The sequence below is a fragment of the Serratia rhizosphaerae genome, assembly GCF_009817885.1.
Taxonomy (GTDB): Bacteria; Pseudomonadota; Gammaproteobacteria; order Enterobacterales; family Enterobacteriaceae; genus Serratia_B; species Serratia_B rhizosphaerae.
The window spans coordinates 893,903-909,537 of sequence record NZ_CP041764.1; the positions used below are offsets into that span (position 1 = coordinate 893,903).

14 protein-coding genes and 1 pseudogene are annotated in these 15,635 nt (G+C 56.9%); 14 read left to right on the forward strand and 1 reads right to left on the reverse strand.

All coding sequences use genetic code 11. The annotated features are described in order from the left end of the window. Positions 1 to 274 precede the first annotated feature (274 nt). The 13 genes and pseudogenes from miaB to FO014_RS04285 all read left to right on the forward strand — a co-directional run bounded on the left by miaB (position 275) and on the right by FO014_RS04285 (position 12,254). Positions 275 to 1,699 (forward strand): tRNA (N6-isopentenyl adenosine(37)-C2)-methylthiotransferase MiaB, encoded by a 1,425-nt coding sequence (gene miaB, locus FO014_RS04225; protein WP_111737590.1) that lies wholly within the window; start codon positions 275 to 277, stop codon positions 1,697 to 1,699. Between the two features lie 329 nt (positions 1,700 to 2,028). After that, positions 2,029 to 3,084 carry a PhoH family protein gene (locus tag FO014_RS04230; RefSeq protein WP_160027959.1) on the forward strand — a complete coding sequence of 352 codons (1,056 nt, stop codon included), beginning with the start codon at positions 2,029 to 2,031 and terminating at the stop codon, positions 3,082 to 3,084. Beyond that, on the forward strand, positions 3,081 to 3,554 hold the full coding sequence (gene ybeY / locus FO014_RS04235) for an rRNA maturation RNase YbeY (RefSeq protein WP_160027961.1): 474 nt from the start codon (positions 3,081 to 3,083) through the stop codon (positions 3,552 to 3,554). The genes FO014_RS04230 and ybeY overlap by 4 nt, the downstream gene beginning before the upstream one ends. Positions 3,555 to 3,637: 83 nt before the next feature. After that, entirely contained in the window at positions 3,638 to 4,516 is an 879-nt protein-coding gene (gene corC, locus FO014_RS04240) for a CNNM family magnesium/cobalt transport protein CorC (protein WP_105230118.1), read from the forward strand. Positions 4,517 to 4,523: 7 nt separating this feature from the next. Beyond that, complete coding sequence (lnt, locus tag FO014_RS04245; RefSeq protein WP_160027963.1) at positions 4,524 to 6,053, forward strand: apolipoprotein N-acyltransferase; 1,530 nt, start codon at positions 4,524 to 4,526, stop codon at positions 6,051 to 6,053. Positions 6,054 to 6,398: 345 nt separating this feature from the next. Beyond that, positions 6,399 to 7,295, forward strand: a complete 897-nt coding sequence (locus FO014_RS04250) for an amino acid ABC transporter substrate-binding protein (protein ID WP_105230116.1) — start codon at positions 6,399 to 6,401, stop codon at positions 7,293 to 7,295. Positions 7,296 to 7,532: 237 nt separating this feature from the next. Continuing rightward, on the forward strand, positions 7,533 to 8,273 hold the full coding sequence (locus FO014_RS04255) for an amino acid ABC transporter permease (RefSeq protein ID WP_160027965.1): 741 nt from the start codon (positions 7,533 to 7,535) through the stop codon (positions 8,271 to 8,273). Next, positions 8,273 to 8,947, forward strand: a complete 675-nt coding sequence (gltK, locus tag FO014_RS04260) for a glutamate/aspartate ABC transporter permease GltK (RefSeq protein ID WP_105230115.1) — start codon at positions 8,273 to 8,275, stop codon at positions 8,945 to 8,947. Before FO014_RS04255 ends, gltK begins: the two co-directional genes overlap by 1 nt. After that, positions 8,947 to 9,672, forward strand: a complete 726-nt coding sequence (locus tag FO014_RS04265) for an amino acid ABC transporter ATP-binding protein (protein WP_105230114.1) — start codon at positions 8,947 to 8,949, stop codon at positions 9,670 to 9,672. The genes gltK and FO014_RS04265 overlap by 1 nt, the downstream gene beginning before the upstream one ends. Before the next feature lie 100 nt (positions 9,673 to 9,772). Then, positions 9,773 to 10,705, forward strand: coding sequence for a pyrimidine-specific ribonucleoside hydrolase RihA (gene rihA / locus FO014_RS04270; RefSeq protein ID WP_160027967.1), 933 nt, complete (start codon positions 9,773 to 9,775; stop codon positions 10,703 to 10,705). Between the two features lie 168 nt (positions 10,706 to 10,873). After that, the gene (locus tag FO014_RS04275; RefSeq protein ID WP_246168078.1) at positions 10,874 to 11,506 is read left to right on the forward strand and encodes a type IV secretion protein Rhs; all 633 of its coding nucleotides are present in this window, start codon (positions 10,874 to 10,876) and stop codon (positions 11,504 to 11,506) included. Then, a complete protein-coding gene (locus FO014_RS04280; protein WP_343039568.1) occupies positions 11,421 to 11,837 on the forward strand; it encodes a putative T6SS immunity periplasmic lipoprotein in 417 nt (138 codons plus the stop codon). The genes FO014_RS04275 and FO014_RS04280 overlap by 86 nt, the downstream gene beginning before the upstream one ends. A gap of 4 nt (positions 11,838 to 11,841) precedes the next feature. Next, positions 11,842 to 12,254: pseudogene (locus tag FO014_RS04285) on the forward strand (putative T6SS immunity periplasmic lipoprotein). 45 nt (positions 12,255 to 12,299) lie between these two features. Here the strand turns inward: FO014_RS04285 and FO014_RS04290 are convergent. Then, a complete protein-coding gene (locus FO014_RS04290; protein ID WP_160027971.1) occupies positions 12,300 to 12,782 on the reverse strand; it encodes a zinc ribbon-containing protein in 483 nt (160 codons plus the stop codon). Positions 12,783 to 13,044: 262 nt separating this feature from the next. On the opposite strand from FO014_RS04290, the gene leuS reads away from it, so the two are divergent. After that, the gene (gene leuS / locus FO014_RS04295) at positions 13,045 to 15,627 is read left to right on the forward strand and encodes a leucine--tRNA ligase (RefSeq protein ID WP_160027973.1); all 2,583 of its coding nucleotides are present in this window, start codon (positions 13,045 to 13,047) and stop codon (positions 15,625 to 15,627) included. The last annotated feature ends 8 nt before the right edge of the window (positions 15,628 to 15,635 follow it).

Sequence of the window (15,635 nt, forward strand, 5' to 3'; positions counted from 1 at the left end):
CGCTCCACCCTGCGCGGCGTGTTGCCCTTAGTGTACCGGATTTTTCATCCGGCTTCAGGTCGCAGAAGCGTTTCCCCACGCTGGTCACCGCCGCGGCAAGTGTTTACAATGCCCCTCTGCAATGTCGCTATCCCCGTCATAAGAGAGGCGCAGGCTCACGGCAGCCGCGCACGGTACGCTCCCGGGAATTCGCTGCGTTGCCGTCTCCCTGCAGCCTGAATGATTTTGGGTATAATGCAGCTTAATTTCGCTTCGCACTGATAATGGCTATTCGATGACCAAGAAACTACATATCAAAACCTGGGGCTGTCAGATGAATGAATACGATTCATCCAAAATGGCAGACTTACTGGGAAGCACGCACGGTTACCAATGGACCGAAAACGCCGAAGAGGCGGACGTGCTGCTGCTGAATACCTGTTCAATCCGCGAGAAAGCGCAGGAAAAAGTTTTCGCTATGTTGGGCCGCTGGAAGCAGCTAAAAGAAAAGAACCCGGACCTGATTATCGGCGTAGGCGGCTGCGTCGCCTCACAGGAAGGCGACCATATTCGCCAGCGCGCGCCCTGCGTCGACGTGATTTTCGGGCCGCAGACGCTGCACCGCCTGCCGGAGATGATTAACCACGTTCAGGGTACCCGCAGCCCGATCGTCGATATCAGCTTCCCGGAAATCGAAAAATTCGACCGCCTGCCGGAACCACGCGCCGAAGGCCCGACCGCCTTTGTGTCCATCATGGAAGGCTGCAACAAATACTGTACCTTCTGCGTGGTGCCTTACACCCGCGGCGAAGAAGTCAGCCGCCCGAGCGACGACGTGCTGTTTGAAGTTGCACAGCTGGCGGCGCAAGGGGTACGTGAGGTCAACCTGCTGGGCCAGAACGTCAACGCCTACCGCGGCGCCACCTACGACGGTGAGATCTGTACCTTCGCCGAACTGCTGCGCCTGGTGGCGGCCATCGACGGTATTGACCGCATCCGCTTCACCACCAGCCACCCGATCGAGTTCACCGACGATATCATCGCGGTGTATGAGGATACGCCGGAGCTGGTCAGCCACCTGCACCTGCCGGTGCAGAGCGGTTCAGACCGCGTCCTGACCATGATGAAGCGTGCGCATACCGCACTGGAATATAAGGCGATTATCCGCAAGCTGCGCAAGGCCCGGCCAAATATCCAGCTCAGCTCCGACTTTATCATCGGCTTCCCGGGCGAGTCTCAGGCCGATTTCGAGCAGACCATGAACCTGATCGCCGAGGTTAACTTCGACACCAGCTTCAGCTTTATCTACTCATCGCGCCCCGGCACGCCGGCCGCCGACATGGTGGACGACGTCAGCGAAGAAGAGAAAAAACAGCGCCTGTACATTCTGCAGGATCGTCTCAGCCAGCAGGCGCGGCAGTTCAGCCGCCGTATGCTGGGCAGCGTGCAGCGCATTCTGGTCGAAGGCACCTCGCGCAAGAATGTGATGGAGCTGGCGGGCCGCACCGAGTGCAACCGGGTGGTCAACTTCGAAGGCACGCCGGACATGATCGCCCAGTTTGTCGACGTAGAAATTACCGAAGTACTGGCAAACTCGCTGCGCGGCGTCGTGGTGCGAACCGAACAGCAGATGGATCTGCGCGTGCACGAATCTCCGCAGTCGGTGATTGCCCGCACCCGCAAGGAAGACGAGCTGGGCGTCGGCACTTATCAGCCTTAATCGCCCAATGCGGTAACGGTAACCTGGCCGGGCGTTTGCCCGGCTATTTTATTGTGCATGCCGATAAGCTTTCTCACCGCTCACGCGGCGAAGTGGGCCGCATTTTTCATCATTTCCCCTTGAATTCCTGCGCTGGCGCACAGATAGATCAGGGGTAAACTTGCGCGCTTGCCGCGCACCATGAATAATTCATCGTATATCCGTCTTACTTCGGCTTCGCTGCCGGAGACGTTATTCAGGATATATGTGACTCAGGCTTTGCCCTGAACGCGCGCGTCCCGTACGCGCAACGTGACATCAACAGGCCCGATGTGACCTAGAGGAATAGTTTGAACGTCGCAACACAAGAAATTCTGTTAGAGCCCGCAGACAATCAGCGTTTGCTCAGCCTGTGCGGCCCGTTTGATGACAATATCAAACAGCTCGAACGCCGGCTGGGGATTGAAATCAGCCGCCGTGACAACCGGTTTAAACTGGTTGGTAAAAACCCCTGCGTGGTGGCCGCTGCGGATATTCTGCGTCATCTGTATGTGGATACGGCGCCGATCCGCGGCGTGATCCCCGATATCGACCCGGAACAGATTCATCTGGCGATCAAAGAAAGCCGCGTGCTGGAACAGGTCGCCGACAGCGTGCCGGATTACGGCAAAGCGGTGAACATCAAAACCAAGCGCGGTATGGTGAAACCGCGTACGCCGAATCAGGCGCAGTACATCGCCAATATTCTCGACCACGACATCACCTTCGGCATCGGCCCGGCCGGTACCGGTAAAACCTACCTGGCGGTGGCCGCCGCCGTCGACGCGCTGGAGCGTCAGGAAGTGCGCCGCATTCTGCTGACGCGCCCGGCGGTCGAAGCCGGCGAGAAGCTCGGCTTCCTGCCGGGGGATCTCAGCCAGAAGGTCGACCCTTACCTGCGCCCGCTGTACGACGCCCTGTTTGAAATGCTGGGCTTTGAGCGCGTTGAAAAGCTGATCGAACGCAACGTGATCGAAGTCGCGCCGCTGGCCTATATGCGCGGCCGTACGCTGAACGATGCCTTTATCATTCTGGATGAGAGTCAGAACACCACCATCGAACAGATGAAGATGTTCCTGACGCGCATCGGCTTCAACTCCAAAGCGGTAATTACCGGCGACGTGACGCAGATCGATCTGCCGCGCAACCAGAAATCCGGCCTGCGCCATGCGGTGGAAGTGCTGTCCGCGGTGGAAGAGATCAGCTTCAACTTCTTCCACAGCGAAGACGTGGTGCGTCACCCGGTGGTAGCGCGCGTGGTCATCGCCTATGAAGCCTGGGAAGCCGAAGAGCAAAAGCGCAAAGAGGCGCTCGCCGAACAGCGCAAGCGCGAGGCGCAGCTGACCTCCGAGCAGGAGACGCCATGAGCCAGGTGATTCTCGATTTACAGATTGCCTGTGAAAACGCCGCCGGCCTGCCGGAAGAAGCCGCTTTCCAGCGCTGGCTGGAGAGCGTGCTGCCGCAGTTTCAGCCCGAGTCGGAAGTCACCATCCGTCTGGTGGACGAAGCGGAAAGTCACGATCTGAATCTGACCTACCGCGGCAAAGATAAACCGACCAATGTGCTCTCCTTCCCGTTTGAAGTGCCGCCGGGCATCGAACTGCCGCTGCTGGGCGATCTGATCATCTGCCGGCAGGTGGTTGAACAGGAAGCGAACGAACAGGGCAAAGCCCTGGAGGCGCACTGGGCGCATATGGTTGTTCACGGCTGCCTTCATCTGCTAGGGTATGACCACATCGACGATGATGAAGCCGAAGAAATGGAATCTTTGGAAACCGACATCATGCAGGGGCTGGGCTATCCCGACCCCTATCTGGCGGAAAAAGATCCCACTTAACGTTAGCTGCTTACCCCACAGCCCCGTCCGCGGGGCTGTCGCTAACCCCTTACTCTGACATGAGTGATATTAACTAAAACGCCATGAGCGACGACAATTCACAAAGCAACGACAGCCCCAGTAGCAAGAAGGGTTTTTTTACTCTGCTCCTTAACCAGTTATTCCACGGCGAACCGAAAAACCGTGACGATCTGGTCGAACTGATCCGCGACTCCGAACAAAACGATCTGATCGACCCCGATACCCGCGACATGCTGGAAGGGGTGATGGATATCGCCGAGCAGCGGGTGCGCGATATCATGATCCCCCGCTCCCAGATGGTCACGCTCAAGCGCAACCAGCCGCTGGAGGAGTGTCTGGACGTGATCATCGAGTCCGCCCACTCGCGTTTCCCGGTGATCAGCGAAGACAAAGACCATATTGAAGGCATCCTGATGGCCAAGGACCTGCTGCCGTTCATGCGCGCAGCGTCCGAGCCGTTCAGCATCGATCGGGTGCTGCGCCCGGCGGTGGTGGTGCCGGAAAGCAAGCGGGTCGACCGCATGCTGAAGGAGTTCCGCTCCCAGCGTTACCACATGGCGATCGTCATCGACGAGTTCGGCGGCGTTTCCGGCCTGGTAACCATTGAAGACATTCTGGAGCTGATTGTCGGTGAAATCGAAGACGAATATGACGATGAGGAAGATCGTGATATCCGCCAGCTCAGCCGCCATATGTACACCGTGCGCGCGCTGACCGCGATTGAAGACTTCAATGAGGCCTTCGATACCCACTTCAGCGATGATGAGGTCGATACCATCGGCGGCCTGATCATGCAGGCCTTCGGCCATCTGCCAACCCGCGGGGAAACCATTGAAATCGAAGGTTACCTGTTTAAAGTTGCCATGGCCGACAGTCGACGTATCATCCAGGTTCATGTAAAAATTCCGGACAACGCTCCGCAACCGAAACTGGAAGACTAAATTTCACATGGCCAACGCCTCTTTATTCGATCGCCAGCGGGTTCGCGCCCTGCTGGCGCTGTTGACCGGCGCCTGCGGCACGCTGGCGTTTTCTCCTTATGATATCTGGCCGGCGGCCATCGTTTCCCTGTGCGGACTGCTGGCGGTCACGCTTAACCGCAGCGTGCGGCAGTCGGCGCTGCTCGGCTTTATCTGGGGGATGGGGCTGTTCGGCAGCGGCATCAACTGGGTGTACGTCAGCATCGCCGACTTCGGCGGGATGCCGTTCGCCGTCAATATCTTCCTGGTGGCGCTGCTTGCCGCCTACCTTTCCCTGTACACCGGGCTGTTTGCCGGCCTGCTGACGCGCCTCTGGCCGCAAACCCACTGGCTGCGGCTGGCGGTCGCCGCCCCGGCGCTGTGGCAGGTCACCGAGTTCCTGCGCGGCTGGGTGCTGACCGGCTTCCCCTGGCTGCAGTTCGGCTACAGCCAGATCAACGGCCCGCTGAAAGGCCTGGCGCCGCTGCTGGGCGTCGACAGTATCACCTTCGTGCTGATGTCGCTGAGCGGCTTGCTGGTGTACGCCGCCGCACGGCGTCGCATCCTGCCGGCGGCGATCGCCGTCGCCATGCTGCTGCTGCCGTGGCCGCTGCGTCAGCTGCACTGGTTTACCCCGCAGCCCGACAAGGCGGTCAACGTTGCTATGGTACAGGGCAACATTGCCCAGTCGCTGAAGTGGGATCCGCAGGCGCTGGTCAGCACACTGCAGGTCTATCTGGATGCGACCCGTCCTTATGTGGGCAAAGCGTCGATGATTATCTGGCCGGAGTCGGCCATTCCCGACGTGGAAAGCAACCAGAACGGTTTTCTGACCATGATGGACGATCTGGTGCGCGCCAAACACAGCAGCCTGATCACCGGCATTGTGGACGCCCGCGCCACCCGGCAGGGCACGGAATACTTTAACAGCGTGATCGTGCTGGGTGAAAAAGAGCCGTACCGTTACCCGGCCGCCGACCGCTACAACAAACACCACCTGGTGCCGTTCGGTGAATTCGTACCGCTGGAAACGCTGCTGCGGCCGCTGGCGCCGTTCTTCGATTTACCCATGTCCTCCTTCAGCCGCGGCAATTATGTCCAGTCGCCGCTCAAGGTGCAGGGCTACAATCTGACGGCGGCGATTTGCTATGAAATCGTGCTGGGCCAGCAGGTGCGCGACAACTTACGCCCGGATACCAACTTCCTGCTGACCATCTCCAACGACGCCTGGTTCGGCCACTCTATCGGCCCGTGGCAGCACTTCCAGATGGCGCGCATGCGCGCCCTGGAGTTGGGACGGCCACTGCTGCGCAGCACCAATAACGGCGTCACCGCCGCGGTTGGACCAACCGGCGACGTCACTGCCGAGATCCCGCAGTTCACCCGTCAGGTGCTGGAGGTGAAGGTGATCCCGACCACCGGCATCACGCCGTACGCCCGCTTCGGTGGCCTGCCGCTGTGGGTGATTACCGTCCTGCTGGGCGGCCTGGCGCTGTTGTTCGGCCTGCGCCGCCGTTAACCTGCCCCACGGGGGACGCCGCCGCGCGTTCCCCCTTTTCTTCAGTCCTTCTCCCTCTCCTGGCATGCTCCTTGCTTTGTTTCTTCTGCCTGCGCACCGGCGTTACCTGAGATGACGCGGCCTGGCAAATCCGCCGCACCATAACGGTGCCGCCGGATTTTATTGCATCTATTTGGTGCGCGTGATGTCTCAAATTACGAAACATATTGGTTTCATTTTGTTCACAATCGGCTATTTTCTAACGGTAATCTGTTCTAAGACTATCTTTATAATGTGAGCAATAAACAACCATTTTCACTCTGACGCGCTTTCGTCAGAACCACCACAACAGCAAGGAGTTGGACCATGCACATGCGTAAACTGGCGTTATCGTTACTGCTGATTGGGATGGCAGGCAGCGTAGCCCACGCGGAAGAATTGACCGGTACGCTGAAGAAAATCAAAGACAACGGCGTGATCGTTGTCGGTCACCGTGAATCTTCAGTTCCTTTCTCCTATTACGACAACCAGCAGAAAGTGGTGGGCTATTCTCAGACCTACTCAAACCAAATCATCGACGCCATCAAGAAAAAGCTCAACGCTCCCGACCTGAAGGTGAAGCTGCTGCCTATCACCTCGCAAAACCGTATTCCTCTGCTGCAAAACGGCACCTATGACTTCGAGTGCGGCTCCACTACCAACAACGTCGAGCGCCAGAAACAGGCCGCCTTCTCCGATACCATATTTATCGTCGGCACCCGCCTGCTGGCGAAAAAAGGCTCCGACGTGAAAGACTTCAAAGATCTGGCCGGCAAACCGGTGGTGGTCACCTCCGGCACCACCTCCGAAGTGCTGCTGCACAAGCTGAACGATAAGGATCAGATGAAAATGCGCATCATCAGCGCCAAAGATCACGGCGACTCTTTCCGCACGCTGGAAAGCGGCCGCGCGGTGGCGTTTATGATGGATGATGCCCTGCTGGCCGGCGAACGCGCCAAAGCCAAGAAGCCGGACCAATGGGAGATCATCGGCACGCCGCAGTCGAAAGAGGCTTACGGCTGTATGATGCGTAAAGACGATGCCGACTTCAAAAAGCTGGTTGATGACACCATCGCCCAGGCGCAAACCTCCGGCGAAGCCGCCAAATGGTTTGATAAGTGGTTCAAACAGCCTATCCCGCCAAAAAATCTGAATATGAACTTTGAACTGTCCGACGATATGAAGCAGCTGTTCAAAGCCCCTAACGATAAGGTTCTGAACTAATAACAACAAAGCGGGCACGGCGGCAACGCCGAACCCGCCCCGTTGACGGCGGGACAGACAGGTATACGGCAGGTCGTTCCCCTGCCGTATTTTCCCCCGACGCAGGACTGCCTAACTGAGCCAGACTAACTGGCCGCGGCGCCCGGCGTCAGACAGCCGTCAATGTTTCATACCCCCACACGTTACCGCCCCGGTAACGCGAATGGTGACGGGTAGATCGGCTTATCGGAGTTTTTTATGTCAATAGATTGGAACTGGGGGATCTTCCTGCAGCAGGCGCCGTTCGGCAATACCACCTACCTGGGCTGGATCTGGTCCGGCTTTCAGGTGACGGTCGCCCTCTCCGTCTGCGCATGGATCATCGCTTTCTTTGTCGGTTCGCTGTTCGGTATTCTGCGCACCGTTCCCAACCGTTTCCTGTCCGGTATCGGCACCGTCTACGTTGAGCTGTTTCGCAACGTACCGCTGATCGTGCAGTTCTTTACCTGGTATCTGGTGGTGCCGGAACTGTTGCCGCCCGATCTCGGCATGTGGTTTAAAACCGAGCTTGACCCGAACGTACAGTTTTTTGTCTCCTCCATGCTGTGCCTGGGGCTGTTTACCGCCGCCCGCGTCTGCGAGCAGGTGCGCGCCGCGATTCAATCGCTGCCGCGCGGGCAACAGGCCGCCGGACTGGCGATGGGACTGACGCTGCCGCAAACCTACCGCTATGTGCTGCTGCCGAACGCCTACCGGGTGATCGTACCGCCGATGACCTCGGAAATGCTGAACCTGGTGAAAAACTCGGCCATCGCTTCAACTATCGGTCTGGTGGATATGGCCGCACAGGCCGGCAAACTGCTGGACTACTCCGCTCACGCCTATGAATCATTTACCGCAATTACGCTGGCCTATATCGGCATCAACGCCGTCATTATGCTGATCATGCGCATAGTGGAACGTAAAGTGCAGTTGCCTGGCAATATGGGGAGTAAATAATGTACGAATTTGACTGGGCATCGATTGTGCCAAGCTTCCCCTATCTGCTGCAGGGCATGGTGATCACCCTGAAAATCACCGTAACGGCGGTTATTTTCGGCATCATCTGGGGAACGCTGCTGGCAGTCATGCGCTTATCGCCGTTTAAGCCGATAAGCTGGTTCGCCACGCTCTATGTCAACCTGTTCCGTTCAGTACCGCTGGTGATGGTGCTGCTGTGGTTCTATCTGGTCGTACCTAGCCTATTACAAAAGGTCCTTGGGCTGTCGCCGCAAACCGATATTCGTCTGATTTCGGCGATGGTAGCCTTTTCGCTGTTCGAGGCCGCCTACTACTCGGAGATTATCCGCGCGGGGATCCAAAGCGTATCGCGTGGCCAGTCCTCCGCCGCGCTGGCGCTGGGCATGAGCCATTGGCAGTCGATGCAGCTGGTGATTCTGCCGCAGGCGTTCCGCGCCATGGTGCCGCTGCTGCTGACGCAGGGCATCGTACTGTTCCAGGATACCTCGCTGGTTTACGTGCTGAGCCTGGCTGACTTCTTCCGTACCGCGTCGACCATCGGCGAACGTGACGGCACGCAGGTGGAAATGATCCTGTTCGCCGGCTTTGTCTATTTTGTCATCAGCATTGCCGCCTCGGCGCTGGTAAGCTATTTGAAGAAAAGGACTGTTTGATGATTTCCCTGAAAAATGTTTCCAAGTGGTACGGTCACTTTCAAGTGCTGACCGACTGCTCCACAGAAGTGAAAAAAGGCGAGGTCGTCGTGGTCTGCGGTCCTTCAGGCTCAGGCAAATCGACCTTGATCAAAACCGTTAACGGGCTGGAGCCGATCCAGCAGGGAGAAATCCGCGTCAACGACACCCAGGTGAACCTGAAATCCACCAATCTGGCGCAGCTGCGCGCCAAAGTCGGCATGGTATTTCAACATTTTGAGCTGTTCCCGCACCTGTCGATCATCGAAAACCTGATCCTGGCGCAGGTCAAAGTCCTGAAGCGCGACAAGGCGGCGGCACGTGAAAAAGGCCAGGCGCTGCTCAAACGCGTTGGGCTGACCGCCCACGCGGATAAATATCCGGCGCAGCTTTCCGGCGGCCAGCAGCAGCGCGTGGCGATTGCCCGCGCGCTGTGTATGGACCCAATCGCCATGCTGTTTGACGAACCGACGTCGGCGCTGGATCCGGAGATGATTAACGAAGTGCTGGACGTAATGGTGGAACTGGCGCAGGAAGGCATGACCATGATGGTGGTCACCCACGAAATGGGCTTCGCCCGTAAAGTAGCCAACCGGGTTATCTTTATGGATGAAGGTAAAATCGTTGAGGACCGTGATAAGGACGAGTTCTTTAACAACCCGCAATCCGATCGCGCCAAAGACTTCCTGGCGAAAATTCTGCACTGATCTCCCCCATGCGCCCCGTCCGGGGCGCATTAAAAGTCCTTGTATCCCGCCTGGTTTGATCCGATGCTCGGAGTAAATCCAAAAGAGCAGAGAAAACACGATGCCACGCCCTATTATTATCGATTGCGACCCCGGACTTGATGACGCCATTGCGCTGGCGATGGCGCTGCGCGCGCCGCAACTGGACATCAAGGCCATCACCACCTCCGCCGGCAACCAAACGCCGGAGAAAACCCTGCATAACGCCCTCGGCCTGCTGGCGCTGATGCAGCGGGAAGATATCCCGGTCGCCGCCGGCGCCGCCAAACCGCTGCTGCGCGAGCTGGTGATCGCAGAGCACGTACACGGTAGCACCGGTATGGGCAACACCCATTTACCGACGCCGGGCATCAAACCGGCGCCGCACACCGCGGTTGAACTGATCGCCAGCCTGCTGCGCACCAGCCCGGAACCGATCACGCTGGTAGTGACCGGGCCGATGACCAATATCGCCCTGCTGCTGGCGCAGTATCCCGACCTCAAGCCCCGCATCGAGCGCATCGTCTTTATGGGCGGCGCGCTTCACGGCGGCAACGCCACGCCGGTGGCCGAATTTAATATCTACGTCGATCCGGAAGCGGCGGAAATGGTGTTGCAGTCCGGCGTGCCGTTGACCATGGCGGGCCTCAACGTCACCCATCAGGCGTTTGTGCTGCCGCAGGAGGCAGAGCGTATCCGCGCCATCGCCAACCCGGTGGCGCAGGCGGTAGCCGAGATGCTCGACTTCTACCTGCCGATATACCTCAACCACCCGCGCGGGCTGCCGGGCGCCGCGATGCACGACCCGTGCACCATCGCCTGGCTGCTGGCGCCAGAGCTGTTTGACAGCCGCGACCGCTGGGTCGGCGTGGAAACCAAAGGCGAATATACTCTGGGACAAACCGTGGTGGACGATCTGCAACAAACCGGCAAAACGCCCAACGTGCAGGTGCTGACCAATATCGATCGGGCCGGCTTTATTGATCTATTGCTGGACTGTCTGACGCGTTATTAATTCCTCTCGTATAACGAAGAAATAAATAGCGCTATTTAACCGGGCCGCAGATGCGGCCCGGCTTGCTATTTCCGTCGTAGTGATAAAAACAGCTAACACGTTCCGCTATTGACGCTATGGCGTAAAAATAGTTTTATCCGCTTTTATTATGGACAGGGAGTCCCAAGAGTGGAGCAAGCAACATATATACAGGAAGGCATTAGTCGACCATTGACACTCGGCGAGATAATATTGGCCCGTTCAATATTTGGCAACTCAATTAGTTATAATACCGTGAGGGTTCACTGTGACAGCTACCTCCCCTTTGGCCTGCAGGCCAGCCATACGGCGATGGCGCCAAATGGTGAACTTTGGTTTCGACAAGCCTTGTATCGCCCAGATTTTTCAGCTGCGCCAATAAACAGACAACACATGTTTATCCACGAACTCGCACACGTATGGCAATATCAGCATGGTATGTGGGTACGAAGCCGTGGGCTTTTCAGCTGGATTGCGGATTATACTTACCGACTGGATGGAAAAAGATTACTCAAGGACTACCCTATGGAACAGCAAGCCTCTATCATCGCTGATTATTTTTACCTTAAGAATCGTGGTTATAATGAGTGGCTATCAAAAATTGGTGATAATATAAACTTCCGTGGGGTCACCGATAAATACATTGTTTATAAGTATAACTACACCCTATCTGATTTTTTAAACAACGGTGATAACGGTGAAAAATTCATTATTTGTTTTTATTTTACCCTTCTTTCTCAGCGGGTGCTTCCACCTTGGAGATCCGCGAGCAAAGCTCTATAACGCCTCAGCAATGGTCGTTGCCAATAATATTTGCGTATTAACTCAGCCCAAGGGAGATGAAAAAATGGTCTCCCTCAGTATTGATGAAGCAGGTAATAAGGAAAGCATATTCAACAAATTTTATGATGGTGACGGCTTGGCAGTTTCATCTGACAAATGCATACCGACATACAACTATCCGTTTAGAGCTGGCCATACTTACAATGTTTCCATTACCCTGCGTTCGCAAGATAAAAAGAGCAAAGGCATCGTGCCAACAGCGCGTTTATACGACGTCAGCTTCACCTTAACGGGTAAGAATGACGAGCTGGTTATAAGCTCTATCAATTAAATCCATGCAGATAATACAAAGGACTTTAATCACCGCGATATCGTTACTCACCGGCTGCATGCACCTCAACGATCCCAGGCCAAAGCACTATAAAGCGCCGATCGCTACCGGGCAAACAAGGTGTGCGTGATTGTTCAGCCCGAAGCGGATGAACAGATCGTAACGATACGTATTAATGAAGTCGGCAGCGATAACAATACGTTAGAAAAATACGGGCTGGCGGTGAGCGCGTCAGCAGAACGATGCGTTACTGATTTCGGTTACGCATTTGCAGCGGGAAAAGCCTATAACTTTATGGTTATTCTGGAATCACCGGAGAAAAAGAAACGGGGCATTCAACCTTCTGCCCGAATATACGACGCAGATTTTTCGCTATGGCGTCTCAACGGCAAGCTACAAGCCACGCCGCTTTATTAGAGGTGTTGCCAGAGCGGCCCTTCAACCTGCGGGCCGCTGACGCTATCAAGGCTCAAACGGCCGACGCTGAAACTGGTCATGCCCGCACTTCGGACAGCGCGGCAGCACTTCCGGCGTGTAAAACGCCAGATGGTGGTGGCACTGCTCACACACCAGATTACCCAGCCCGACCACCTCGCCGCTGTGGTACACGCCGTGATGGCTGACGTCCTTAAACACTTCGCGCCACTCCAGCTGGGTTTTATCGGTGATGTCCGCCAGCTCCTGCCACAGGCTCTCTTTGATCACCCGCATAAACACGCTGTCGGTGAACTCCTCGCGGCTTTCCTGATAGCTGCGGGCAAACTCTTCCAGGTCGCGCCGCACCGCCTGCTTCAGCTGCGCCACCTCATCGCGCGTCAGCTCTCCGGCTTCATTCAGCCGTTTTTCGGCGCTGGCGACCAGTTGGTCAATGTCTCGTTCGCCATTTTTCAAGCGTTCGGTCAGCGACGCCAACAGTTCGCGGTAATACTGAGCAACCTTGTTCATAGCTTCTCCTCAATGAACCCAGTGACAGGATTTCCCCTTAAGCCATCTTTTCTTATTTTAGCCGTAAACGGCTGATGTCTCTTGGCTAATGGCGGGATTTTCGCGACCGGTGTCCGGATGTCGCTTTCTTTTTGCGAAATACGCGCCAACGGCGGCGCTTGGAGTTGTTGCCAACAGGTCTTATCAGCTATGCTATGCGGATCTAAATACTAAACAAAATGCTACGGACGTAGCTGCTTTCTTAACAGGACCACCAGCCGCCATGCAAGAGCAATACCGCCCCGAAGAGATAGAATCGAACGTACAGAGCCACTGGCAAGAAAAACAGACGTTTAAAGTGACCGAAGACGCCGGCAAGGAGAAATACTACTGCCTCTCCATGCTGCCTTACCCTTCCGGTCGCCTACACATGGGCCATGTGCGTAACTACACCATCGGCGACGTGATCTCCCGTTACCAGCGCATGCTGGGTAAAAACGTGCTGCAGCCTATCGGCTGGGACGCCTTCGGCCTGCCGGCGGAAGGCGCCGCGGTAAAAAACAACACCGCGCCGGCGCCGTGGACCTACGACAACATCGAATATATGAAGAACCAGCTGAAACTGCTGGGCTTCGGCTACGACTGGGATCGCGAAATCGCCACCTGCAAGCCTGACTACTACCGTTGGGAGCAGTGGTTCTTCACCAAGCTGTATGAAAAAGGCCTGGTTTACAAGAAAACCTCGGCGGTGAACTGGTGCCCGAACGATATGACGGTGCTGGCCAACGAGCAGGTGATCGACGGCTGCTGCTGGCGCTGCGATACCAAAGTCGAGCGCAAAGAGATCCCACAGTGGTTTATCAAAATCACCGATTACGCCGACCAACTGCTGAATGACCTGGACCAGCTCGAAGACTGGCCTGAGCAGGTCAAGACCATGCAGCGTAACTGGATTGGCCGCTCCGAAGGGGTGGAAATCACCTTCGACGTCGACGGCAGCGACGAAAACGTCACCGTCTACACCACCCGCCCGGACACCTTTATGGGCGCCACCTACGTCGCAGTCGCCGCCGGCCACCCGCTGGCGCAGCAGGGTGCGCTGAATAATCCGGCGCTGGGCGAATTCATCGAAGAATGCCGCAACACCAAAGTGGCGGAAGCCGATATGGCGACCATGGAGAAAAAAGGCATGGCCACCGGCCTGTATGCCATCCATCCGCTGAGCGGCGAAAAACTGCCGATCTGGGTCGCCAACTTCGTGCTGATGGAATACGGCACCGGCGCAGTGATGGCGGTACCGGCGCACGACCAGCGCGACTGGGAGTTCGCCACCAAGTACAGCCTGCCGATCAAAGCGGTGATCCTGAACCTTGACGGCAGCCAGCCGGACATCAGCAGCGAAGCCATGACGGAAAAAGGCGCGCTGTTCAACTCCGGCGAATTTGACGGCCTGGATCACGACGCCGGCTTTAACGCCATCGCCGATAAGCTGGTGGAAAAAGGCGTCGGCCAGCGCAAAGTCAACTACCGCCTGCGCGACTGGGGCGTATCCCGTCAGCGTTACTGGGGCGCGCCAATCCCGATGGTGACGCTGGAAGACGGCACCGTGATGCCGACGCCGGAAGATCAACTGCCGGTGCTGCTGCCGGAAGACGTCGTGATGGACGGCATCACCAGCCCGATCAAAGCCGACGCCGAGTGGGCGAAAACCACCGTCAACGGCCAGCCGGCGCTGCGTGAAACCGACACCTTCGATACCTTTATGGAATCTTCCTGGTATTACGCGCGCTATACCTGCCCGCAGTACGATCAGGGCATGCTGGATCCGGCCGCGGCCAACTACTGGCTGCCGGTCGATCAATATATCGGCGGCATCGAACACGCCATCATGCACCTGATGTACTTCCGCTTCTTCCACAAGCTGATGCGTGACGCGGGTCTGGTGGATTCTGACGAGCCGGCGAAACGCCTGCTGTGCCAGGGCATGGTGCTGGCGGATGCCTTCTACTACACCGGCAACAATGGCGAGCGCAACTGGGTTTCTCCGGTAGACGCCACCATCGAGCGCGATGAAAAAGGCCGTATTACCAAAGCGACCGATCCGCAAGGCCGTGAACTGGTCTATGCTGGCATGAGCAAAATGTCGAAGTCGAAGAACAACGGCATCGACCCGCAGGAAATGGTGGAAAAATACGGCGCCGATACCGTGCGTCTGTTTATGATGTTCGCGTCACCGGCGGAAATGACGCTGGAATGGCAGGAATCCGGCGTGGAAGGCGCAAACCGCTTCCTGAAGCGCGTGTGGAAACTGGCCTATGACCACGTGGAAAAAGGCGCGGTACAGCCGCTCGACGTGGCATCCCTGAACGACGCGCAGAAAGCGCTGCGTCGCGACGTCCACAAAACCATTGCCAAAGTCACCGACGATATCGGCCGTCGTCAGACCTTCAACACCGCGATCGCCGCCGTGATGGAGCTGATGAACAAGCTGGGCCGTGCGCCGCAGGACAGCGAACAGGATCGCGCGCTGCTGCAGGAAGCCCTGCTGGCGGTGGTGCGTATGCTGTATCCGTTCACCCCGCACGTCTGCTTCAGCCTGTGGCAGGCGCTGGGCGGCGCAGGCGATATCGACGTCGCGCCATGGCCGGTTGCTGATGACGCCGCAATGGTGGAAGATTCCAAACTGGTGGTGGTGCAGGTTAACGGCAAAGTACGCGCTAAAATTACCGTGCCGGCCGATGCCAGCGAAGAACAAGTGCGTGAACGCGCCGCCGAAGAGCATCTGGTGGCTAAATATCTGGACGGAGTCACAATTCGTAAAGTGATCTACGTTCCTGGCAAATTGCTTAACCTGGTTGTGGGTTAACACAAGGA